The 23,112-nt window shown below is 68.3% G+C and carries 23 protein-coding genes and 2 pseudogenes; 16 read left to right on the top strand and 9 right to left on the bottom strand.

Features of this window, described 5'->3' with window-relative positions; translation table 11 throughout:
* Positions 1–749: 749 nt before the first annotated feature.
* Positions 750–982 (bottom strand): annotated as a pseudogene (locus ACIQBL_RS26210) (MBL fold metallo-hydrolase); the annotation flags it as partial.
* Positions 983–1,012: 30 nt separating this feature from the next.
* Between ACIQBL_RS26210 and ACIQBL_RS26215 the strand changes: the two are divergent.
* The 4 genes and pseudogenes from ACIQBL_RS26215 to ACIQBL_RS26230 all read left to right on the top strand — a co-directional run.
* Positions 1,013–1,453, top strand: a pseudogene (locus ACIQBL_RS26215) (recombinase family protein); the annotation flags it as partial.
* Between the two features lie 90 nt (positions 1,454–1,543).
* Positions 1,544–2,488, top strand: a complete 945-nt coding sequence (locus tag ACIQBL_RS26220) for a recombinase family protein (RefSeq protein ID WP_401945789.1) — start codon at positions 1,544–1,546, stop codon at positions 2,486–2,488.
* 133 nt (positions 2,489–2,621) lie between these two features.
* Complete coding sequence (locus tag ACIQBL_RS26225; RefSeq protein WP_401945374.1) at positions 2,622–2,855, top strand: helix-turn-helix domain-containing protein; 234 nt, start codon at positions 2,622–2,624, stop codon at positions 2,853–2,855.
* 81 nt (positions 2,856–2,936) lie between these two features.
* Positions 2,937–3,473 (top strand): hypothetical protein, encoded by a 537-nt coding sequence (locus tag ACIQBL_RS26230; RefSeq protein WP_401945375.1) that lies wholly within the window; start codon positions 2,937–2,939, stop codon positions 3,471–3,473.
* A 24-nt stretch (positions 3,474–3,497) separates the two neighbouring features.
* Here the strand turns inward: ACIQBL_RS26230 and ACIQBL_RS26235 are convergent, their stop codons facing one another.
* Entirely contained in the window at positions 3,498–4,535 is a 1,038-nt protein-coding gene (locus ACIQBL_RS26235; protein WP_401945377.1) for a tyrosine-type recombinase/integrase, read from the bottom strand.
* A 1,402-nt stretch (positions 4,536–5,937) separates the two neighbouring features.
* On the opposite strand from ACIQBL_RS26235, the gene ACIQBL_RS26240 reads away from it, so the two are divergent.
* The 12 genes from ACIQBL_RS26240 (at position 5,938) to ACIQBL_RS26295 (ending at position 14,251) form a co-directional block, all read left to right on the top strand.
* A complete protein-coding gene (locus ACIQBL_RS26240; RefSeq protein WP_401945378.1) occupies positions 5,938–6,552 on the top strand; it encodes a hypothetical protein in 615 nt (204 codons plus the stop codon).
* Between the two features lie 89 nt (positions 6,553–6,641).
* On the top strand, positions 6,642–6,911 hold the full coding sequence (locus tag ACIQBL_RS26245; protein WP_401945380.1) for a hypothetical protein: 270 nt from the start codon (positions 6,642–6,644) through the stop codon (positions 6,909–6,911).
* Positions 6,908–9,595, top strand: coding sequence for a hypothetical protein (locus ACIQBL_RS26250; RefSeq protein ID WP_401945381.1), 2,688 nt, complete (start codon positions 6,908–6,910; stop codon positions 9,593–9,595). Before ACIQBL_RS26245 ends, ACIQBL_RS26250 begins: the two co-directional genes overlap by 4 nt.
* Positions 9,596–9,816: 221 nt before the next feature.
* Positions 9,817–10,035, top strand: a complete 219-nt coding sequence (locus ACIQBL_RS26255; RefSeq protein ID WP_401945383.1) for a hypothetical protein — start codon at positions 9,817–9,819, stop codon at positions 10,033–10,035.
* On the top strand, positions 10,032–10,793 hold the full coding sequence (locus ACIQBL_RS26260) for a hypothetical protein (protein WP_401945385.1): 762 nt from the start codon (positions 10,032–10,034) through the stop codon (positions 10,791–10,793). Before ACIQBL_RS26255 ends, ACIQBL_RS26260 begins: the two co-directional genes overlap by 4 nt.
* Positions 10,794–10,867: 74 nt before the next feature.
* Positions 10,868–11,191 (top strand): hypothetical protein, encoded by a 324-nt coding sequence (locus ACIQBL_RS26265; RefSeq protein ID WP_401945387.1) that lies wholly within the window; start codon positions 10,868–10,870, stop codon positions 11,189–11,191.
* A complete protein-coding gene (locus tag ACIQBL_RS26270; RefSeq protein WP_401945388.1) occupies positions 11,191–11,730 on the top strand; it encodes a single-stranded DNA-binding protein in 540 nt (179 codons plus the stop codon). The genes ACIQBL_RS26265 and ACIQBL_RS26270 overlap by 1 nt, the downstream gene beginning before the upstream one ends.
* Positions 11,731–11,810: 80 nt before the next feature.
* Positions 11,811–12,518 carry a hypothetical protein gene (locus ACIQBL_RS26275; RefSeq protein WP_401945390.1) on the top strand — a complete coding sequence of 236 codons (708 nt, stop codon included), beginning with the start codon at positions 11,811–11,813 and terminating at the stop codon, positions 12,516–12,518.
* A gap of 44 nt (positions 12,519–12,562) precedes the next feature.
* Positions 12,563–12,859 (top strand): hypothetical protein, encoded by a 297-nt coding sequence (locus tag ACIQBL_RS26280; protein WP_401945391.1) that lies wholly within the window; start codon positions 12,563–12,565, stop codon positions 12,857–12,859.
* A 90-nt stretch (positions 12,860–12,949) separates the two neighbouring features.
* Entirely contained in the window at positions 12,950–13,375 is a 426-nt protein-coding gene (locus ACIQBL_RS26285; RefSeq protein ID WP_401945392.1) for a hypothetical protein, read from the top strand.
* Between the two features lie 14 nt (positions 13,376–13,389).
* Entirely contained in the window at positions 13,390–13,569 is a 180-nt protein-coding gene (locus ACIQBL_RS26290) for a hypothetical protein (RefSeq protein ID WP_401945394.1), read from the top strand.
* 295 nt (positions 13,570–13,864) lie between these two features.
* The gene (locus ACIQBL_RS26295; RefSeq protein ID WP_401945395.1) at positions 13,865–14,251 is read left to right on the top strand and encodes a hypothetical protein; all 387 of its coding nucleotides are present in this window, start codon (positions 13,865–13,867) and stop codon (positions 14,249–14,251) included.
* Positions 14,252–14,423: 172 nt separating this feature from the next.
* Here the strand turns inward: ACIQBL_RS26295 and ACIQBL_RS26300 are convergent, their stop codons facing one another.
* From ACIQBL_RS26300 to ACIQBL_RS26330, 7 genes are all read right to left on the bottom strand, one after another.
* Positions 14,424–14,690, bottom strand: a complete 267-nt coding sequence (locus tag ACIQBL_RS26300) for a hypothetical protein (RefSeq protein ID WP_401945397.1) — start codon at positions 14,688–14,690, stop codon at positions 14,424–14,426.
* Positions 14,677–15,054, bottom strand: coding sequence for a hypothetical protein (locus ACIQBL_RS26305; protein WP_401945398.1), 378 nt, complete (start codon positions 15,052–15,054; stop codon positions 14,677–14,679). Before ACIQBL_RS26305 ends, ACIQBL_RS26300 begins: the two co-directional genes overlap by 14 nt.
* A 216-nt stretch (positions 15,055–15,270) precedes the next feature.
* The gene (locus tag ACIQBL_RS26310) at positions 15,271–15,708 is read right to left on the bottom strand and encodes a hypothetical protein (RefSeq protein WP_401945399.1); all 438 of its coding nucleotides are present in this window, start codon (positions 15,706–15,708) and stop codon (positions 15,271–15,273) included.
* Between the two features lie 17 nt (positions 15,709–15,725).
* A complete protein-coding gene (locus ACIQBL_RS26315; protein ID WP_401945401.1) occupies positions 15,726–20,933 on the bottom strand; it encodes a phage tail tape measure protein in 5,208 nt (1,735 codons plus the stop codon).
* Positions 20,926–21,138 (bottom strand): hypothetical protein, encoded by a 213-nt coding sequence (locus tag ACIQBL_RS26320; protein ID WP_401945402.1) that lies wholly within the window; start codon positions 21,136–21,138, stop codon positions 20,926–20,928. The genes ACIQBL_RS26315 and ACIQBL_RS26320 overlap by 8 nt, the downstream gene beginning before the upstream one ends.
* Positions 21,139–21,274: 136 nt before the next feature.
* Complete coding sequence (locus ACIQBL_RS26325) at positions 21,275–21,511, bottom strand: helix-turn-helix domain-containing protein (protein WP_401945404.1); 237 nt, start codon at positions 21,509–21,511, stop codon at positions 21,275–21,277.
* 353 nt (positions 21,512–21,864) lie between these two features.
* On the bottom strand, positions 21,865–22,404 hold the full coding sequence (locus tag ACIQBL_RS26330; protein ID WP_401945405.1) for a hypothetical protein: 540 nt from the start codon (positions 22,402–22,404) through the stop codon (positions 21,865–21,867).
* Positions 22,405–23,112 lie beyond the last annotated feature (708 nt).

A 23,112-nucleotide genomic window follows, 5' to 3' on the forward strand; every position in this document is an offset into this window, starting at 1 on the left:
CCCGATTGTCCGCATAGTGGGAACAAGTGTTGCGCTCTTGTGAACGACTCCTGTGCGGTGCCGATTCGACGGCGTTCGCCGGGGCCGCCGGTCGAGGGCGGGGATCGATGGACCGGCGGCCCATCCGCCCAGGAGCCGTCATCCCGAGCGGGGCTGCTTCCAGTTGACCGCGCAACCAAGTGCGCGGGGAGCGCGCGCGGGACGCCGGCGCGTGTGAAGGATTCACACGGGGTGCGTGCGCGGGGTTCGTACGGGGCGTGCGCGGAACGGTTCGCGCCGGGAGCGTGGCCCGCAGGGTGAGTGCCGTCTGCGTGGACGTGTGCGTGCCTGGCGGGAGTGCCGCCTGTGGTTGGCGACCGGGGCTCGCCGCGAGGTCCGTAGTGCCCGCCCCCTGGCCCCGCAGCACCGGCTACGACCAGCCGCCGGTGAAGTTGCTGCAGTTGATGTCCCCGGAGCCCTGGAGTTTGCGCGTTGACGTTGTAGTACACGGCGTTCTTGCCGAGGGGCAGTGTCGCCTCGAACTTGCCGTCCTTGAACGTGCCCTTGCGGGTGTCCGAGTCGGACCCGATGCCGAGACGGCAGAGGCCGGCGACCTTTCCGACAGAGCGCTTCTTCGGGGGCTGCGGTTGGAACGGGGGCTGTCCGTACGTGCGGTTGCCGCCTGTCGTGGGATTCACCCAGACGTGTTGTGCTCCCGCACCAAAGCGGGGCCGGCCCATTTCAGGGCGGCCCCGACAAGGTCCGGCCGATCACCAGCCGCGAGCTCGCCACTCCGCGAGGTGCGGGCGCTCGTCGCCGAGTGTCGTGTCGTTCCCGTGGCCGGGATAGACCCACGTCTCGTCCGGGAGTGTGTCGAAGATCTTCGTCTCGACGTCGTGGAGCAGGCTGGCGAACGCCTCGGGGTCCTTGCGGGTGTTGCCCACGCCGCCCGGGAATCCGAAAGGCACTTGCCGGGTAATACTTGAGCATGGCCGCCACCGTCACCGCGCTTCGCATCCTCGTCTTCCTGTACGCCCGGATCAGCGAGGACCCTCTCGACCAACGGCGCGGCGTCGCGCGGCAGATCAAGGATCTGCGCCGGTGGGCCCTTGAGGAGATCGGCGGCGAGATCGCAGGTGAATGGATCGAGAACGACCGCTCTGCACACAGCGGGGAAGAGCGTCCCGAGTACGACAAGATGATGGCCGCCGCGCTCGCCGCCGCACAACAGCCGGGCGTGCGGGTCGTCGTCGGCGCCTATCACCCTTCCCGGCTGTGGCGGCAGCGCGTCGAGCGAGCGCAGGCGATCGAAGATCTGCGGGGCGTCAAGGCGTTCGTGGGCTTCGAGTCTGGCGGCTACTTCAACATGGCCAAGGCCTCGGACCGCTCGCAGCTGGCGAACCTCGGCGAGAGCGACACCGCCGAATCCGAGGTGAAGTCCGAGCGCGTCGCTCGGGCCGCCCTCGAACGCGCCGAGGAAGGCCGCGCAAACGGGCCCGTCTCCTACGGCTGGCGCCGCGTCTACCGGCACGACGATGACGGCAAGGTCATCGGCTTCGACGACATCGAGCATCCCGATCAGGCTGGGGTCGTCCGCGAAGCAGCACGCCGACTCCTGTCCGGCGAGGCGCAGATGGCGATCGAGGACGACTTCAACGACCGCGACCTGCCCGCCCCCGGGACGGGCATGAAGCGGAAGAGGCGGAGCATCCTCCAGAGCGCGGACGGCCGGCGCTGGGGCAAGGGCAGCGTGAAGAAGTTGGTCCTGCGGAAGGCCAACATCGGCGTCCGCGTGCACCAGGGCGTTGAGTACAAGGCGGCGTGGCCGGCGCTGTTGTCTATCGAGCAGCACGCCCGGCTTGAGGACATGTTCAGTGGCGGTGAGGCGACGAGCAGCAGCCCGGGGCAGCGCAGGCACCTGCTGACGTGGGGCGAGGTGGCGACGTGCGGGCCGTGCGGGCAGCAGATCCGGGTGGCCCTGCGCGGCAACGCCAAGCGCGGCACGAAGAAGCCCACCTATATCTGCGACGGGAAGGGCTGCGTCGGACGCAACGAGGAAGCCCTCGACGGGTACATCGACGGCATCGTCATCGAGGTGCTGTCCGATCCGGCCGCCGCGGACATCTTCGCCGGTGACAGGTCCGGCGCCCTGGCCGCAATGGAGCGGGTCGAGGCGCTGCGGATCCGGCAGGGCCAGGCGGCCGACGACTACGCGGACGGCAGCATCACCCGCGACCAGCTGCACCGGATCACGCGGAGGCTGGCCGACGACATCACGGCCGCGCAGGCGGAGGCGAAGAGGCTGCAGCCGGTCGACCTGACCGCGCTCGACGGGCTGATCGGCGAGCAGGTGCGGGAGAAGTGGCCGGCGCTGACCGTGCAGCGGAAGCGGCGCGTCCTTGAGGCTCTTGAGTTCAGGGTCCGGATCCACCCGTCTTCACGCCGCGGGCCCGGCTTCGACCACACCACCATCGACGTCGGATGGCACGGCAGGGAACTCGCTGCGTAGGTGCAGGCGCCGATACCTATGTGGCCGCTGATTCGGAGGGGACAATGGAGCCAGTACCTCCGAATCGGCACCCGTGGAGCCCGAGTTGACCATGATCCGCGAGAGGCGCACGCCGCCCGAAGAAATCGGCCCGATGCTGCTCGCTGCTCGCAACCGCGCTGGCCTGTCGCAGTCCGCGGTCGCCACGGCCGCCGGTGTACGGCGCGCGTACATCACCAAGCTGGAGAGCTCCGCCCGGTGCCCGTCCGTCGCCGTGGCGCAGGCCCTGTGTGTCGTGCTCGCCCTCGACGGCGACGAGGCGGCACTGCTGCTCGGTTGCGCGGTCGACGACGCCGGACACAACCACCCGGCGCGCACCGCTGCATGACGAAGGGGTACGTAAGCTGGGTGCCCCTTGCCGCCTGCCACACCGCGCGAGACGGCCTCCGGCACCCGGCATGCTGTGCCCATGAGAGAAGTAGTTGTCAACGGCTTGATCGCAGGGCCGTTGGGGATCGTCATAGGGTTCTGCCTGTCGTACTTCCAGCAGCGGCGCTCCGACAAGAAGGCCGAGCGGGCGCGCCTACTCGCCCTGATGCAGCAGTTGGTCGTCGAGGTGATGGATCTGGAGCGGGCGCGCAGGATCTACCGCGAGGCCCACTTGAGCCGTAGGGCCAAGTTCCGCACCTTGTCGGTGGCCGGAGTGGAGTTCTGGTCGGCATGGAGCGCGCGAGGGCGGAACTGGGAAGCGGCTTCCGCAGCGTTGGCGCCGGCTATGCGGATCGTAGATGCGTGGGACCGTCGCACCCTCACCGAAGGCGTCGAGATGACAGCGCACATGGCGCGCGTGTCGGCGGTTGGACTTCCGCTGGGAATGGTGGAGGACAAGGCCATAGCCGGGGCAGCGCAGCGGCTGATGGATGCCGCACTGGAAGACAAGGGCGACGAAGAGATCACGGCCGCTGTCCGTGAGCTGCGGGCAGCCTTCTACGGCAAGGCCGACTAACAGGCCGACGTCCGCCGTTGCCGCTCACAGCCCGGTGACGGGGTTGTCCTCCCACGGATCGCCTGCCTCGTAATAGCGGGCGAGGGACGTCGAGTTGTCCGCCCAGCCGCCTTGCCTGGCGGTGCGGACCATCGTTGCCCCGCTGCGGACGGCCGCGGTCGCGAACCCTCGGCGCAGGGAGTGCCCGCGCCACCGTCCATCGAGTCCTGCGGCTTCCGCCAGGCGCTCGATGACGTCCGAGGCCGCGTCGGCGGTGAGCCGGCCGGACGGGTCACCGATCGGCGTGCCGCGCCGCATCATCGGCGGGGCGATACGGCCGTGCCGGTCGATGCGCACGAACAGCGGCCCCTCGGTACGGCCTGCCTCGCGCATGGCGCCGATCAGGGCCCGAAGCGCGCGGACGGGGCAGGTGCTGGGGTTCTTGCCGTAGGGGACGGCCGTGTCCGTGAAGGCCTTCATCTTCACGCGGTAGATCTGCACTTCGAAGCCTTCCTCGCACTCGGCGAGGTCGCCGATGTCGAGGCCGACGAGTTCCGATGAGCGGGTCGCGCCCGCATACCCGAGCAACAGCATCGCGGCATCGCGCTTACCGATCAGGGTGTCGCGGTCGAGGACGGCGAGCATCTGCCGCAGGGCGCTCGGCACGGCTGCTTTCGCCTGCTGCTGCCGGGCGCGGGGGCTCTTGGTCTTGGCCAGGCGGTCTTTGTACCCGGAGATGACGAGGCGGGCGCCCTTGGTCTCCGGCCTCGGCAGTTCCAGCTCGGCGTGCATCGTCGAGATGGCGGACAGCATGCGCTCGATCGAGCTCGGCGCGGACGGCTGCCCGGTGCGCTGGCGGGGCGTCAGCGTGAGATGGGTGGCGTACTCGATGAGCAGTTCCTGAGTGGCGGGCACCGGCTGATCGCCTCGGGCCGCACACCACGCGATGTACGCCTCGCGGTCTTCTCGGTAGGCGCGTCGGGTCGAGTCGGCGCGGCCGGCGGCGAGGGCTGCCTGCGCCTCGGGCGAGAGCCGGTCTTTCGATACGGCCCCGGGCGCCTGGCGCCGCTCGATGTCGGTCATGAACTCCCCCTCGCTACCGGCCCATTCTGACTCCAGAGAATAAAGATTATCAGGAGCCAGAGGGGATCCCTAGGGATCTAACGGGCCGGAGAGTAAAGGGGCCCGCGCCGTGGTGGCGCGAGGCCTCAATGAGTTGCGACTACGGGTGCTGATCGTCCTTCGGCGGCCCCTCTATGCCTCTCCGGATACACCCGGGTATTGCTTCACGGGTGGCGGCTCCAACAGGCCACGCTGGCGGGCCAGGGAGATCCAGCGCCCTGCGGTCGATCGTGGCAAGTTGAGGTCTTCCTGAACCTGCTGTGTCGGAGCCTGCCCGAGCGCTTGCGCAATCCGGTAGACCCGCGTGACCCAACGGAGTGCCTCGTCTGTTGGGCCACCGTCCGCCAAGCCCGGAGGCACGTTCCAGCCGAGTGGCTCACTGCCTCCGCCGCCAGGTGGGTTCTCCATGACGCGGATGAACAAGTCGTGGACGCCTCGCCGGATGATGCCGGCGATAGGAATGCTCCGTATGGCCTGGCCGGTGATCTGCTGCCCGCCCTCGCGTTGCCGCACGCACAGCTCTGTGCATTCGTACCGCCCGCCAACCAGGGCGACGGTCACCTTGAGGTCGTAACCCTCGAAGTCCTCGACGGTGATCGTTGCCCGCGATGGGCCGTCGAGTCCAGCGGCAATGTGGACTGGCGGGTCTGCGGCTAGGTCCCAGCTCGGAGTGATTCGCACGGGGACACCGTGACATGGCGGGTATCTCTCGTCAAGGAATGCCCACAGGTGCTACGGTCCACCGTGAGCACCCTTTGACGAGGGTGTCTTGACGGAGGTGACTCATGTTTCGCGTGGGCGAAGACGACGAGCCTGAGACGCCAGCAGTTGTGGCGGCTCGGCTGAAGGTCAGCACACGGACGCTCGCAAACTGGCGGATCCAGGGCGCGGGACCGCGTTTCATCAAACTTGGCGACGGCCCGAAGGCCCCCGTCCGGTACATGCGGGCAGACACGGACGCTTGGCTCGCCCAGCGCCCCGCGGGCTCCGGTGCTGCCGCATGACCTACAACCCCCTAGTCGGCACGATCGGGGCTCGCCGGTGACGGTCGACGAGCAGCCCTACGAATGGCGCGAGGGAGACACCCTCTGGCTTCGCCCCGCGCCCGGGGAGTCGGTTGCCGACTTCGTTAAGCGCGTCGCTCGCGCTCGGGGACCCCTCACTGACGCCGAGAAGGTCGCACTCCGCGACGTCTTCGCGCCCGACCTCGACCAGCCCCGAAGCGAAGCCGCATGAAGCGGCCCCCACCAGACCGGCGCGCCAACGCCAGCTGACAGGGGCCCAGCCCATTCCACACACGCCGAAGCCCCGGCTCATTCGCTCGCCAGCGACCGGGGCTTCAACAGAAAGGACTTCCAGCATCATGACACAGCCCATCCGGCTCGCCATCTCCGAATCCAAAGGCGCCATCCCCGGCGGTTGGCGCGAGGACACCGGTGGCAAGGCCGTCCAGACGGCCGCTTGGGGCAGCGTCTGCCCCGGGTGCGACAAGGTTCCTGCGGCCGGCCAGCGCATCACGAAAATCTTCTACGCGTGGTGGCACGCCAGTTGCGGAGCCGCCTACCTCCGCTCGACCGCGGCCGACGAGGCGTGGCTCGCGCTCGCTCACCAGCTGGAGCGCAGCCCCTCCAAGTTCAACAACGCGGAGACCAAGGCGATCACCCGCAACCTGCTCCGCATCGCCGGGCGCTCGTTCACGGTTCCCGACGAGGGATGGGGCGACAGCGTCCATGGCCGTCAGGTCGCCGTGAAGTCGGCGGGCGACGACGAGACGCAGTTCGCCGACGTCATCAGCGGCTACGACGACAACGACCTGCACGCGGCCGTCATGCAGGCCGAGCAGCTCAACCCCGGCCTGCCCGCCTCCCTGGTCGGGCTCAAGGCGTGGGCGCAGCTCGACGCCGAACAGCAGGCGAGGCATCTGCCCGAACTCCTCGCCGCCTACGTCGAGCTCGGCCGAGTCGGACGCGCCCTCTGATGCCCCGGCCGCGCTCGACAGCGGGCGCGGCCACCCAATCGCGGGACCGCTCCAACCCTCACGGCCCCGCCCCTCGAACGGACACGAACGTGACCACACGACAAAGGGGTTCGGCGGTCGTCGCTGACGACGACAGCCGCGGGCCTGGCGAGTTGCCGGAAGCCTCGGTGAGCGACCAGCTGCGCGAGCAGTTCATGCGGGAGCGTGCACGCCGCGAGTTCGTCACGGCCAGCTTGCGCAGTCACCTCGCGGAGCAACCGAATCCCCGCGCCGTCAGAGCCTGCGCCCGCCGCTGGATCAACGACATCAACCACCTCGTCACCGACGTCGTCGGCGCCATGACTCAGGAGCACGAGTGAGCACCGAACAGCCGCCGCTTACCGCGGACCCGGACGTCGTCAAGACGTGGCTGTCGCACGTGTACGCAGACGCCCCCGGCTTCCTCAGCATCTGCTCCGACGGCGACAAGTGGGCCGGCCGGAGATTCCCCACCGACGAAGCCGGGCTCGCGGCAGCCACCCAGTACGCCGTCAAGCTCGATGGGCGGCGGCCCAAGGGTATCTACGCGCAGGTCACCACCCTGCGCGAGCGCCCCGAAGAAGGCCGGGGAGGCGAAGACCTCGCTCACGCCCTCACGCACCTCTGGGCAGACGGTGACTTCGGGACTATCGGCCACAAGCCCGGCCCCGACGACCTCCCCGCACCGCCCGACGAGGACGCCGTGACGAAGGTCGTGACGGAATCCGGGCTGCCCGCTCCCAGCGGTTGGGTTCATTCCGGGGGCGGCTACAACCCGGTATGGCTGCTCGCCGAGTTGCACGTAATCGGCGACGACGAAGACCGCGTCAGGACCAAAGAACTCACGATGATCTGGCAGGCGATCCTTGCCGCGCAGGCCTACCGGTACGGCTGGTCATGGGACGCGGAGGTCGGCAACGTCGACCGGCTGATGAAGCTGCCTGGCAGCGTCAACCGGAAGGAGGGACTCGACCGGGCCACCGGTATCGGACCCGGCAGCGGAGTCATCTACGACCTCGCAGATCTAGCCGCGACCGCAGCGGACCTTGGGCCCGGCGCCCGCCAGGCCCTTGCGGAGGCCGCCCGGGAAAAGCAGATCCGCCGTAACCAGCGGCTCGGCGTCAAGCCTGTTCCGCGGCGCCCCCGCCGCGCCCCGCGGACGATCGTCCCCACCGGGGATGGCCCGCTCGATGTCCTCGCCGAGCACCTTGAGTTCGCCGATGTCCTCGAACCTGCGGGCTTCACCTACGAGGGAACCCACAGCGACGGACGTCAGAAATGGCTACGCCCGTCCGCTGGCGGCGACTCGGCAAGCAGCGCCTACAGCCTGCTCTGCGACGACCATGTTGCCGTCAACTGGTCCGAGCGGTCCGACCTGCCGGTGGGTGCGCAGCCTGCCGGGCGGAAGCTCACCGTCCCCTACTTGTACGCCCACTACAACTACGGCGGCGACGCCAGCGCGGCGGCCAGCGACATCCTGCGTGCAGCCGCCGGGCGGGCAGCCCACGGAGCAGCGGGCGGCCTGCCGTCCATCGTCCTCGACGAGGTCAAGCGGCGCTGCCTGCCTGACGAGTCTGCACCCCGCCCAGGGCTCACCGTTCCGGACGAACCCATCCACTGGGGCGATGAGGACGAGCAGCCGCCCGACGAACCTGCCGGGCTGGCCGCCGAGTCAGTGGACCGGCTCCCCGCAACTCTCTGGGGTGCCACCGCTGTTCTGCGGCAAATCCGGCAGATGGCGCAGGCTCGGCGGACGTCCCCGGACGCTGTCCTTCACGCCGTCCTCGCCCGTACTGCCGCCATGGCGGACCCCACGGTCCGCGTCGACAGCGGCATCCATCAGCCCGCAACCCTCGGCTGGTACTGCGGACTGTTCGGCCCGTCCGGCAGCGGCAAGGGCCAGGCCGAGAAGGCGGCCAAGGAGCTCACCCCGTTCCCGGGCATCGACCTCGCGTACATCGACATCTCTACGGGGCAGGGCATCATCGCTGCCTACCTCGACCTTGAGGCCGATCCCGAAGACGACAGCGGGAAGAAGAAGGTTCTCGTACAGAAGAGGACCCGCGGCTATGCCCTGGCCACCGAGGGCAGCGTCCTCGACGCCATGGCACAGATGTCCGCCGCCGCCTCGCTCAACGGCGTGCTGTGCAAAGCGTGGATGAGCGAGCGTCAGGGCACATCGAACGCCGAGGTCGAGCGGCGCCGGGCCCTGCCCGAGGACGCCTACACCCTGTCCATGTCGCTCGGCGTACAGGAGGAACCCGCGGCGAAGCTGCTGGAGATGGGCTCCATCGGCCTCCCGCAGCGCCTCGCGTGGGCGCACGCCACCCTCGGCCCCGACACCCCACAGCACAGGCCGGCGATCACCGGGCCCATCACCGTCACCAAGCAAGACGGATCCGAGACCCCCGTCACCACCTGGGTTGCCTACCTCCGCAACCTCACGATCCCAGTACCCGAGCACGTCACCGAAGAACTCGACCAACTGGCTTTGGCGATCTCCTTCGGCCGAGGCGCCGAATCGCCGCTCGACACGCACGAACCGCTGTGGCGGCTGAAGTGCGCCGCGCTCCTCGCCCTCTTGCACGGGCGGACCTCGATCACGTCCGAGGACTGGGACGGGGCGGCCCTTATGTGGGAGACGTCCAGGAAGGTCCGCGACAGCGTTCAAGAAGCAGCCAGGCGACGCACGCAGGCCGAGATGGACGCGCGCCGGGCGGAGGCCGTCCTGACGGCCGCAGAGTCCCATGCGGCTGTGTTCGAGGTCGTCAACGGTGTGCATCCGTCCGTCGTGAACGTCGCCAAGCGAGCTCACCGCTACCTCACGCGCCATGAGGGCGAGATCCCGGTGCGTGACGTGAACCGGGCGTGTCTGGCGAAGACGGACCGCGAGCGGTACCGGGCGTCGGGGGCGACGGAATCGCTGTGGACGGCCGCGCTCCGACACGGCTGCGAGCAGGGGTGGTTGGTGCCGCTGGACGGCGGCTTGCTGGCTGCTGGCTCTGTCGCTCCGGAGCAGTCGTGACTACGGGGAGTGCTGTCGGAATGTCGGAAGCGTCGGAAGCAATCTTCCGACAGCCCCTCGCCGTGAAAGTGGACATTAATACACAAAACACTCAGGGGGGGAATCACGTACCGCGCGAACTCCCAGGTCAGTCAGCGAACCCCTGTCGGAAGTTCGGTTTCCGACGCCCGAACTTCCGACACCACGCAGCGTCACAAGTGGCCGCTCTTGAACGGAGCCCCGTGCCCACCAACGACCTCACCGACGGGGAAGCCGCGGGTCCCGTCGGATACATCGCCCTGTGTCTCACTCACACCCGCGCCAGCTACCCCATCGACGAACTCGACACCGGGCTCGTCATGTACGTAGCCCCGACGCAGGCCGACGTCGACCACGCCCGCCACATGACCCAAGTCCTCAACGACCCCACCGTCCCGACCGACCACAGGGAGACCTCATGACCACGACCACCGACATCGCCCGAGCCCACGGCCACACCGGGCCCACCAACTGCCAGGACTGCGGCACTCCGGACAACGTCCACTTCGGCAGCTGGTTCAACCCCGAGACGAAAGAGGGCGGCAGCTTCCTTCAGTGCTGCGGCTGCGGCATCAAGGCCGGCGACCCGATTTACGCTCACACCGATTGCGGCAACCCCGCCACCCGCTACGTGCCCAACGTGAACAGCGACCCGTATGGGCAGCTGGCGTTCAGGCGCATTCAGGAACGGGCCGTCGAGGCATACATCGGCGGCCAGGCCGATGCCGCCCGCTGTGAACTCACCGGCCGCGAGGCGGACGCGCATGCAGTCGCCGCCGTCCTGGAAGCCGTGGGCCGTGCCTACGCCGCCGCCGCGCTCAACCAAGCCGCACAGCTCGTGATCGATCAGGTCGACGAGGACACCTACGTGACCCTCGGGGACATCGCCGCGACCCTCGACCTGGACGTCGTCGAAGACCTGGACGGCGCCAACGGCACCGGTGCCGACGAGGGGCCGGAGGTGCGCGTCCTTCGCCGCGACGCCGGCTGGACGTTCTCCTTTGAGCCCGGAGTCCAGCCCTGCACCATCAACCGCATTTCCGACGGCAGGCAGAACTGCCCGGACATGGCCGTGTGGAAGGTCGTCGAGGACCACGGGCTGCACCTCACGATCAGCACCTGGTGCGACGGCCACCTGCCCGACGGGCACCGCTCCCTCGCCCCGCGAGCCGAAGGCTGACCCGCACAACAGCGGCCGGGCCCGCGGGAATCGGGCCCGGCCTCCCAACCAGCACACCACAGAAAGGGATCCCGGTGGCAACGCAGCCGAGCGCCAACCGGCGCTCACGCAAGAGCAGCGAACGGTTCGCGGCCGTAGTCGGCGGCACATCCGGTCGCACCACCGAGCGTGTGAAGACCGTGGAGCGTTACGCCCCCGATCTCATGCCGAAGGTGGTCTCCGGCGAGATGAGCGCGCACGCCGCGTATCAGGAAGCTCGCCGCCGCGCACTGGAAGCCAGTGCCGCAGGTGTCGACCTTGGCCCCCGCGCTCGCGTCAGCGGACGTCTCACGCCACCGGACACCGATCCCTGCCCCAACTGCCGTGGCACCGGCCGCGTTCCGAAGGAGACCCCCTGATGTCTGGCGAGACCGTCATCACGATCGTCGGCAACCTGGTCGACGACCCCGAACTCCGCTTCACCCCGGCCGGCGTCGCGGTCGCCAAGTTCCGCATCGCCTCGACCCCGCGCGTCTTCGACAAGCAGAGCAACGAGTGGCGCGACGGCGAAAGCCTCTTCCTCACCTGCTCGGTGTGGCGGCAGGCCGCCGAGAACGTCGCCGAGTCCCTCGCCCGCGGTGTCCGCGTCATCGTCCAGGGCCGGCTCAAGCAGCGGTCCTACGAGGACAAGGAACAGGTGAAGCGGACCGTGTACGAGATCGACGTCGACGAGGTCGGGCCCACCCTCGCCCGCGCCACCGCGAAGGTGCTGAAGAACCCGGCGGGCGGCAACGCTTCCGTACCGGCGAACGGAAGCGTCGGTGACCCGTGGGCAGGAGCCCAGCCCGCCAACGGCCAGGCGCAGGCTCAGCGGCAGGGCGGTGGCTGGGGTAGCCCGCCCGCCCAGCAGCAGCCCGCCGCGCAGGGCTCCGGCTACTCCGACGAGCCGCCCTTCTGACCTGATCAACTCCCGGACGGGCAGCCAGTGTCGGCCGTACCGTCACAGCACAGACCGGCCCCAACCCACCCAGGAGAGACATGGCTATCCAGCCCATAGAGACCCGGTACAAGGGCCACAGATTCCGCTCCCGTCTCGAAGCCCGCTGGGCCGTCTTCATGGACCACATTGACGTTCCGTGGGACTACGAGCCTCAGGGCTACATCGTCCAAGGCCAGCCCTATCTGCCCGACTTTCTGGTCTGGCCCAACACCGACAATGCGTTCTGGCTGGAGATCAAAGGCACGTTCCCCACCGACGACGAACTCACCAAAGCCCGCGGCCTCGCCCAAGACTCCCGCCTCGACACCTACGTGTACTGGGCGAAGCCCAAGGTGCCGGCGCCAGACCTGTCCCACCTCACACACGACGAATACTGCGGCTTCGACCGCGACGGCTACGTGTGGACCAACGACAGCGGCTGGCGTGAGTACCCCACGCTGCCCCCGGTCTGGCAGCTCGACCTCATGCCCACCGCCTTCCGCTTCGATCCCAGCCCGAAGGCCGCCGGCCGCGAGCCCAAGAGCGGGTTCTGGTGGTGGACCGACTGCCACCACTGCGGCCGGGCGATCATCAAGCTCGACGGCCAGGTGGGCTTCTGCCCAGCCCTCAGCCACCTGGATGAAGACCAGCACGCCGCCGCCCACGGCGTCCCCTATCCCCGCTTCGCCCACCGGACCCCGCGGCTGCTGGCCGCCTACGAGGCAGCCACCTCAGCCCGCTTCGAGCACGGCCGGAGCGGCGCCTAACCGCCGATTGCGCACCTGCCCCGATCGAGGAGACGACACCACTCATGACCAAGCCCCGACTGACCTTCGAAGAGCACGAACACCTCGGCCTCACCCTCGCAGCCATCCACACCGAGCTCGTTCGCCGCGTGACCCAACTCGCCAACGCCTACCCGAGGAGCGGCGTCGAAGGCGAGTCCTACCGTCACCTCAGGGCCGCAGAGGAAGCGCTCAACCGGGCTCGGGCCAGCCTCGACAACGCCCTCTTCAGGGAGCACCCGGACGTCGGAGAAACGACTGTCTACTACCCGCACCCCGAGGACCGCAGCGTGACCGTGCCGACCGACTTCCGCCAGCTGTAACAGGCTGACAAGCACGACGGCGGGCCCCGTCCGTAGCAGGGCCCGCCTATCCCTAGCCTCCCCCAGCCCCGCCCGGAACGTGGAGAGATCATGAGCGCGGCGATCAGTCGTGAACTCATCGAAGCGGCCCTCGCATCCGTCGAGACCCGCATACAGCAACAGATAACCGACGCCCGGCAGCGCAGCGAGCGCGACCGGGAACAGCGCGCCAGGCTCACCGCACCCCGTACCGCCGGCCTCGCCCGACGCCACGCGCAGAAGCTGCGCAACCTCGCTGCCAGCGACTTCCGGGGATCCCAGGAAACCCCCAACTCCCCACAGGAGAACGCACCCATGCCTCCAGCACTCCGTGTCGCCTGCTGCCCGGCCTGCCGTTGCGAGCGGCCCGCGCGACTCGTGACCGCCGTCATCGTCTCCGGAGCCCCGCACGACGTCGTCAAGTGCCCCCATCCGCCCTGCGAGTTGATGTGGCTCGTGCGCGCCGAACGCCCCCGCATCGCCCCGGTAGCGGCCTGAACCCTGGAAGCCCCATGACCCCGAACCATCCCGTCGAGGTAGCCGCGCGGCCCCTCGTCACCGCCGGACGCGCGCAACTGCTCGTCGACTGCCCTCGCTGCAACGGCGTTCACCGACACCTCGACACCGGCCTACGGCGCGGCCCATGCGGCGCCCGGTACGCCATCGTCACGTCCCTGGAGGCCAGTCCGTGACCGCCCGAACTCGACACCGCTGCATCGTGTGCGACCGGCCGCTCAAGGCAGGCGCCAGTAGGCCCTGTGTCCGTGGTTGTGGCGCCCGGCTCTGCCGTAGCCGCCACGTCCCCCAGTGCAGTGACGTGCACGGCGGGCAGTGCGACCACCTCAACCCCCCTGAAGAGGACCACGACATGAACGCGGCGGATGCCGGTCTCGATGCTGGCGCGGGCGCCTGGATGGGCACAGGATCATCAAACGTCACGAGCGCAAGCCAGCCGACAATGGGACGGAACAAGAGAAGGGAAGCCGCATGAAACTGCTCACCGCCACGAGCCGCACCCAGGGGGCGAGGGACAACGACTTCAGCTTCTGCGTCGAGGGCGAACTCGTCATCGTCGCCGGCCTGATCTGCGAGCAAGACAGGAAAGACCCCGACAGCGGCTGCGGCTGCGGACGTTCCTTCGCCGGACTTAACAGCAGCAAGGCCACGACCACCGCACTCGTCAAAGACATCGACTTCAGCCGAGAGGACGCTGCAGAAGCCATACGATCGGCCCTCGAACAGTCCGGCTGGCTCAGCTACTTCGACCAAGACGACATCGACGACGTCATCGAGGACGCTCTGACCCTCGCCGCTGAGTTCGAGGTTGGCGACGTTATCGAACGGCGCCTCGACGACTTCAACGTGCGGCACTGACGAGTTACCAGGCCCCGCCTCGGTCGTCCAGGACGGGGCCTTTCGTGTTTCCGCACGCCGAGTAACAGACCCCGGATCAAGATCGCCCGGGATTGGGGGACCCGTACACGAGGACAGACACCTCCCCGAAGGTCCGGTCTGCGACCCGGGGGAGACCCCAACTCCCCACCGGTCACGGCCGGCGCAGGATGCGGTGCGGCTCCTCGCGCTCGACGCGCTTGTAGTCCTCCCATGTCAGCCCGGACATGCCGTACATAACGAGGCCGCGCACCTCCAGCCACTCACGACAGCGCTCGCGCCATTCCTGCTTGGCCGCGTGGTAGCCGTCCAGGACGCCATCGTGCTCCCGCAGCCAGCGCCGCAGACTGCAGCCTTCCCAGAACCAGTCAGGAGGCTCGTAGTCGAGCGGAACGGGCTCGGGGCGCCTACGCCGTGCCACGGCGCCGCCTCTCCAGGTCCCATCGGACGTTCGCTGCCTTCGACGCGCGCTCCTGGTTCGGCGTCCTGCCGACGTCCTCGCCCTCGTCCGGCAGCGCCATCTGCTCAAGCAGCTTGCCCAGCACCAGGCGGTGGGCGCGCGCCTCGGCGAACAGTGGTGACGCCTTGGGCTGCCCTGTCGATCCCTGCACCAACGCGGGGCCGGCGGCCAGGGCAAGCCCCATCGCTTCCAGCTCGTCGACCGTCCGGCATGCCTCGACCAGTAGGGCCGTCTCGCCAGGCCCCAGCTCGAACGTGCCCTGCACTTCCTGCCACAGACTCAAGCTGGCCTCGCCGAGCCCGTCCGGGGTCTCCGAGATACCCATAGCCACCTCACTCTCCGCGATCCCGGATCAAGATCAATCCCAAAAAAGCAAGATCAAGCATTGCTCGACCATGTGTAGACATCCCCGGCGGTCCGCTGCTTGATCGCCCGGACCGTCCTCCCCCTGGTCGATCATGGTCGGGGCGTCGTTGCTGGTCACGCCGTGTGATGGTGGCCGGCGCGGTCGAGGAGTGGAGACCGCGCCGGCCACTCGGTCTCACAGTGGCCGGTTCGACTTGATGGTGTAGCAGCGCGGGCGGTAGGGGCTCCCGGTGTAGCGCTCGTATGCCGCGGCGTACTCTTCCTGGGACACGTCGTCGCTCGCGTAGTGGCCGTCGGGTACGTCTTCGAAGGCGGGCTGCTTGGCCGGGCCGAAGTGATCAGCCACCCACCGCTTGCCCTCTTCGATGTTGAACTGGTCGGTGGGCAGGCGCTCGTTCTGGCGGTTCCTGACGAAGTACTGGCGCTCAGGCTCAGGCTCGACCTCGGCCTGAGGTTCGCCGACGTCGGTGCTGTCGTTCTCTTCCTGCGCCTCGGGCTCAGCCTTGGCCTGCTTCGCCTTCGCCTTGGGCTTCGGTGCGAGCAGCGTGCTGTAGTCGGGTTCGGACTGCGGAAACATCGCCGCCAGGCGGGCCTTGATGTCCATATCGGTCATGGTGATTCTCCTAGGGATCAGCCGACGAACGCCATGTGCCTGGCGATGTCGGCGGCTTGCTCACCGGCGGTCTGCTTGGCGCCGTTGAGGATGACGGTGATGTTCTTCTCGACTTCGCGGGCGACTGCGGACGCGGACGATCCCGCGGCCCACCGGCTGGCGGGTACGAGGTGGTAGCCGCTGGCGGCTGCCGCTGCGGCGAGGAGTGCCCGGCTGCGCGGGGTGTTGTTGAGCGGGATGAACGCCTCCGGGACGCCCGCTTCGCCGGCGAGGACCGGGGTCGGCTTGGTGAGGATGCCGCCGAGCGCCATCGGCTGGCCGCCCTGCGCCACCCACTGCCGCACGAACGTCGCCTTGTTGGCGTCCGGCAGCGCCCCGATCTGCTTGGTCATCTTTGGCACCAATGCCTTGATGGTGGCCGTGTCGAGGCCGGCGGATATGAGGTCCGCGTAGCCGCGGCCCGTGCCGCCGCGCAGGGTGGACAGCAGGATCAGCGAGTTCGCCAGATCGTCCCCGGTGAGTGTCGACTGCGCCTTGCTGACGTTCTTGTTCGCAGCCGACGCGGACTTGCTGTTGCCTGCCGCCTCGTGTGCGAGCGTCATCGCGTTGGAGTCGCCCTGTGCCGCGAGGGCCGAGGCGAGATCGCCGAAGCCTTCGGCCGCCAACTTCTGCAGGTCGGCGGCGAACTGCTGATTCTGCTGGGTGGACGCGCTGAGCTGCTTGTCGAAGTCCGCGAGCGTTGCCTTGGCGACGTCGCCTGTCTTCTGCAGCTTCTTCACGATGTCGTTGAACTGCTTGGCGCTGGCGCCGGCCAGCGAGTTGACGAGGGCGTAACCGTCCTGGCCCATGTTCTCCAGGAGCGATTCGACCTCGGCGCCACCCCGCTTGGAGATCTTCGCCAGGTTGGTGCGCCACTTGTCCGTAGCGGCCACGGACGCGTTGAGCTGCTTTTCGTAGGCCTTCAGATCGAAGCCGGTGGGCGCCTTCGCCCCCCTCTTCACGCCGAGGGCCGCATCCGCCGCATACACCTTCTGCCGGTCCGCACTGACCGTCTTGTCGGTTGCCTTCTTAGCCGACCGCGCCTTCTCGACGCGGTCCTCGGCTGCCCGCAGCTGGGCGGCGGTGTGGTGTTCGTGCCGAACCTTCGACAGGTTCTTCTCGGCGGCGGTGAGGCTGTCGGCCGCCTTCTTCTGCTCTTTCAGCGCCGTGTTGAGGACACCCCAGGCGTCTTTGAGGTTCTGGACGTCCTGGTCGTAGCGGGACTTGGCGTCCGACGGGCCGCCCAGTACCGGCTGTCCGGTCGGGGAGTACGTGAAGCCCGCGAGACCACCGGAGGCGTAGCGGCCGGCGTTAAGCCGGTCGAACATGGCCACGCCGTACTTGCGAACCGCGGCCTCCCTGACCACGTACTCGCCGTTGGAGATGAGCGCCGGGATGCTGTCCGAGGTGCCCGTGCCCGGCCCGGACACGGCGCCGCCGAACGGGATCGCCTGCACGGCGCCGCCGACCGCGTACCGCCCGACCAGGCCGCCGGTGGCCTTGTGCGGGCCGTAGCTGAAGTACTGGTTCGGGTCGACGCCGGTCTTCACGCCGTTGATGGTCACGGTCACGGTCTTGCCGCGCATGCCGTTGATGTAGCCCTGGATCGTGCTGACCGCCGAGGCCGGGCCGCCCGTCGGGATGCTGATCGACACGCGCCCGTTCTTCATGTGGGCGACCTTGAACCCGAGGCCTGCAAGGGCTCCCTCGGCGCCCTTGGTCAGGGCGTTGACGGTGATGCTCTTGCCCCTGGTGTTGGCCACCTTCCGCTGGACTGCTTGCAGGTCCGACAGGGCCTTGCCGGTCAGGGCGGTGACTGGGACGTTCTTGCCGGGCATCTTCTTGGCGATGAGCGCGTCGAGGGCGGCCTGCGCTTTCGCGGTCGGCGCGGTGATCTCCATCTGCCGTCCGCCCGGCAGGGTGCGCACCTTGATGCCGACCGAGGTGAGTTCGTTGACGGCGTCCTTGGTGAGCGCGGCGACCTTCACCGTGGCGCCCTTGGGCAGGTGGTCGGCGAGCCCCTGCACGTACAGCAGGGCCTGCTCGGTCGGGGTCAGATCCTTGACCGCCAGAGTGATGGCCAGGTTGGAGGGGATGAATCCCATCTGCGCGGCCATCACCTTGGCCTGATCAGCGGTGAGTCCGAACTTCTCGCCGGCGGTGACCGCGGCCTTCCACGACTTCTCCATGGCGCCCTCGGCGTCGTGGAGGGCGGGCACGGTGCCCTTGGTGGCCTGCTCGAAGTCGTAGGTCGACTGCGCCGCCCCTGCGGCTCCCTCGTTCAGCGACTGGAGCTTGTTCCACAGCGTCTGGCCGTTCTGGGTGGTGGTGTTGAGGCTGCCGTCGACCTGCAACAGGGCCTTGCCGTAGCCCTGCGCGTGGTCGACTCCGTCCTTCCATGTCGAGTTGAGGTCGAGGAGAGCCGCGTTCATGGTGGTGACGGCCGCTTCGACGTCCAGCTCGCCGCCGGACAGGAGTTGCAGCGCGGAGTGCAGGGCGCTGGTCTTGGTGGCCGCGTCGGACTCGGCGCTGCCCAGGGTGTCGATGAGCGTCTTCAGGCGGGTCGTCGGGTTGGTGGCGCTGCTGCTGGCATCACTGCCACCCTTGATCGCGGCGGCGAGTTCCTTCTGCTTCTTGATGGCGTCCGGGAACTCTCCGGACAGACCGCCGAGCGCGTCGGCCGCGTCCTTGTAGGACTGCCCGAGCGGGGTGAACGCGACCTTGCGGCCGTTCTTCCCTGACGCCACCCATTCCCGGTTCGCGAGGGCCACGGCCATCAGCTTCTTGCGCAGCGTGTCGACGCTGGTTCCCTGCCCCATGTAGGCGTCGGTCAGCTCGGTGGCGTTGACGCCCGCCTTGTGCATGACGTCCATCAACTGTTTTTTGCCGTCCTTCAGCTTGGCGTCCATGAGGGTCTGCGCGACGCTCGCGCGGACGTTGCCGCTGACGATGCCCTGGGACTCCTGCAAGGCCTGCGAAAGGCTCGAGATCCGGGCCTGGTGCGCCGCGGCAGCTGCCGCGGCTTCCTGCTGGTGCTTGGCGAGCAGATCGAGGCCGATCATCGCGGCGCCGATCGCGATACCCCACGGGCCGCCGAGGAAGCCGACCAGGGAGCGTGAGGCGCCCATGAGGCCGCGGGCCGCACCGACTCCCAGCGCGGAGGCTGCCCCGCCGGCTGCCGACCGGAAGCCGACCAGGCGGCCCCCGGCTTCCTGAATCGACGTGGACACGTTGCGGAAGCTGGTACCCATGGCGGCGATCGTCGGGTTGCGGGCTTCGAGGGCGGCCAGCCCGGCACCCCAGCGGCCGAGCGATACGCCCGCCTGGGTGGCGAGGATCTGCTGCGTCTGCATGGCACCGCGGACACTGTTGAACGAGGCCACCGCGGACCGCCCGTAACCGGCTACGGCGGTCTGCATGCCCTGGATCTGACCGCGGAACGGGCGCATGGCCAGCATGGCGAGGACCGACAGCTGGATCGGACCCGGCAGGGCGGCGAAAGCATGGGCGATGCCGCCCACCAGGTCGCCGACGGGACGGAGAACCCCCGTCATGTCGCCGAGCAGTCCGACACCCACCTGAAGCCGGCCCGTGAGGACGCCGAGGGCGCCCGCTCCGGACGTGACCGAGGTGGTCAGGTCGTGCAGACCGCCGAGGAGCGGTGTAGCGGCTGCTGAGGCGTTCCCGAAGGCCTTGTCGAGGGATTGGACGCCCGTGATGGCCAGCGGGATGGATGCGCCCGCTACGCCCGCCATGGCGGCCTTCAGGGGCTTCGCGAGCCCTTCGGCGGCCCGCCCGATGCCGCTCTCGGCCGCGTGCAGCTTCGCTTCGACCGTCGGCCCGTAGATGTCCCACAGGTCGCCCGCGATGCGGATGCCGGACTTCACGTAGGGGATGGCCTTCGACACCGACGACGTCATCCCGCGCGTGATGCCCTCAAGGCTGGGGGCGATCCCGAGATACACCTGAAGGAACACGCTGGACAGCTGCTTGCCCAGGCCGCGCATCGCGCCCCCGAGTCCCTTCGACTCGGCTGCCGCGAGCGCTGCCGCGCCACCGACACGGCCCACCTGCGTGCCGAACGTCTGGAAGGCCTCCCCGCCCTGGTGGGCTAGAGCCACCATGCCCGCGAGGGCGGGCTTGCCGAACGCCATCGCGGCGGCGGAGGTGAACTGCTGGGTGGTGAGATGTTCGTTGGCCTTGCCCAGCTGCGTGATGACGTACTGCAGACCCCTGAACTTGCCGTTCGAGTCGAACGCTTCGATGCCCAGCTCGTGCAGGCCGGTCTTCACCTGCTTGGTGGGCTTCGCCATGTTCACCAGGGCGGACCGCAGAGCGGTGCCCGCCGTCTCGCCGATGATGCCGGACTTCCCGAGGAGACCTACGGCAGTCGCCGTGTCCTTGATCGAAACACCCATGGTGTGGGCGATCGGGCCCACGTATTTCATGGCGTAGTAGATGTCCATGAGTTCGCCGGACGCCGAGTTGGACGTGTTGGCGAGGACGTCGGCGACGTGCGCGGCCTCCGAGGACTTGAGGGCGAACTGGTCCATGATGTCGCCCTCGATCTTGGCGGCCGTGGACACATCGGTCCGGGCCGCGGCCGAGAGCTGGATGGTGCCGCGGGTCGCTTTGATGGCGTCCGAAGCGCTGAGTCCGGCCTTGGCGAGCTCGACCATGGCGTCGGCGGCCTCGGCCGCGTTCGCTGACGGGAGTTTCATGTCGGCGCCGAGGGCCTGAGCCTCGCGCCCGGCTGCCGCCATCTGCGCGCCGGATGCCCTCGTCACCTCCAAGAACTTGTTCATTGAGTCGGTGTATTCGTTGCCCGCGTGGATGATGTCGTGCAGGCCGAAGAGGATGGCGCCCCCGGCGAGCAGCGCCCCCAGGTGCTTGACCGGACCGAGGACGGATTCGACGCCGGAACGCAGGCCGCCCATGCCGCGCCCGGCGCGCGTCGCCGCGAGTTCGGCCTCCCGCATGCCGGCCGCCCCGCCGCGGGCCCCTGTTGCCACGGCCGCCATGCCGCCTCGGGCTACCGCGGCGTCGGCGCCCATCGTGCGCAGCCCCCGCCCGGCGAGCGTGGCGGCCTCGCCCACGGTGGCGATGGAGGCCGCGCCCCCGCGCATCGCCGCGGCGACACCCGGGAGTTCGGCGATGACCCGTACCCGAACTGTGCGGTCAGTCATCGCTCACCACCCCCTGCGCGCAGGCGGCGAGGATCTTGTCGACGATGGCGTGCGCCCGGGCCTGCCCACATGGCGCTGTGCGGGCGATCGACCGCAGCTGCTCCGGGTCCACCCACACGCGGCGCACGCCGTTCTCGTCGAGCGCTATGAGGGCGTCCACGCCGAACGACGCAGCCACCTCCGTGACGGGGTCGAGGCCGCTCATGACGCCTCCCCGGTCGCGGGGACAGCTGGACGGTTGGGGCACTGCCGGAGGTGCGTGTTGCCGTAGCCAGGACGTGTCTTACGCACGGCCTCTTCGCGGCCGAGCGGCCTGGCGGAGGTGCAGAACAGGCGACGCTTCACGCGGCGGCCCCTGGGGCAGCGTGGACTTCCTCGTCTTCGAGGAGTGCTTCGATGGGGCGGCCGAGGACGTCGGCCATGGCGGCGATGACGTTGACGGGTGGCGTGACGCGTCCGCGCTGGTACTCCTGAATCGAGTAGGCGGAGCGACCGGTGCTGATGGCGAGTTGTTCGATGGAGACGCCGGCTGCCTTCCGGGATTCACGGAGGAGCTGGCCTGAGAAGTACCGAGGCATCGGGAATGTCTCCTAGAGACACGAACGCCGAGCACGACTGACCTCTGATGGGTCTCAGTCGTCTCGGCTTCCCGTTGCGGGCTGTACAGGCCGCTTTGCGCTGGCGCCTGCTTTGCCGTTCTTCCCTACCTGCGGTCCGGCCTTGCGCCAGTCAACGCGTCTCGGGAGTAGAACTCAGTGTTCTGTTTTGCCGCAGAGTACTACAGGTAACACTGATGCGGGTATTGGCCTCTCCCACCCGTCCGCGAGGCCCTTCCCGTCAAAGTCGAAGGGCTGCGGCCGTGAGCGGGATGTAGTCGTCTGGTGCAAGGTCCCGGGATCCCCAGCAGCGCGCAGGTTCCGTCCGGAGGGAATCAAGGCACGTAGGCGCCAGCGGCCTTCGCGACCTGGCGCACGTCCATGGCTGGCAGCAGGGGCGAGGGCTTCCACCCCGTGACCTCTTGGATGAAGCCGCCCTTGTCGGCCTGTGTCGCGTTCCATCCGTGGTCGAGTACGGGCAGGCGGAGCCAGTTGACGGGTACGCTGCTCCTCGCGTGCAGCGGGTGCGTGTAGCGCGTCAAGAAGTCCTCCCGGAGCGGGAAATCGTCCGGGAGGCTCTGATGCGGTGCCGCCTCGAAGGTGCCGCCGCCACCCACGGAGCAGACGTACCAGGAGACGGGAACGTGCCAAGGGGCGTACACCTCCGGGCTGTCCAGGTGGTATCGGTTGCCGTAGCGGTCGACCCAGATGTGCCACAGCTCTGCGGCGTTGGCCTCTTCGACCGTGAAGTCGTCGCTCATCGAAGAACCGTCAGGCTCCCATTCGAGGGCTAGTTGCACGGTGCGCTCATGGCCGCTCGCCAGGCTGCTGAACTTCCACCTGTCGCTGGTCGCGTAGGGCTGCACGGTGCTCATCGTTAGGCCTCTCAGGCAGTGCAGATGCCGAAAGTTACTGGATTCCCAGCTTTCGACGCATCCTCATGATTGCCGTCGAAGTGACGGCGTCGGGCCGGTAGCGGTCGCCAAGATGCAGAGAAAGGAAGCTCGCTCAGTGGTGATGCTTGGTCAGTGGTGGACCGAGACCTCGCAAGTACCGCTTAGGCCCCCGGAATCGGCAGGGGTCGTATAGGTCGGCGCTGACCATGAGTTCGACGAGATCGTTGAACTGTCCATTATCGCGAACTGATAGCCACACGTCTTCTAGTGGCCACCGATGAAGCTGATTCCGCATGGCCTCCGACCGAATCTGCCAGGTGCAGTCCGACATGTCCCCGCGCCTGCGCAGCTCGCAGGTGTCTTGGCACGCTCTCAAGTATCGGAGGCATTCGAGCCGGAGTTCTTCGGTGAGCGTCCGTGGTCCTTCCAGCCCTTGCGCCAGAGCCTCGGCAGGAAGAATGTCGAGTAGTTTCCAGTACCGAGTTAGGTAGAACTGCTCAAAATTCCGGACTTGAACTCTGCGTCCTTCGAGGGCGACATGCCACAACGCCATGAGTGCCAGAACACCAGCGACTATGACGCCGACGAGTGCGCTGTCCAAGGCGGTCACCTCCTGGAGTCGGAGAATTTCCGCGCATGTCTAGCCTCACGCAGTAGGTAGCGCTTCGCCACTCAGAGCGGGTTTTC

This window comes from Streptomyces sp. NPDC088350 (assembly GCF_044753545.1).
Lineage (GTDB): Bacteria > Actinomycetota > Actinomycetes > Streptomycetales > Streptomycetaceae > Streptomyces.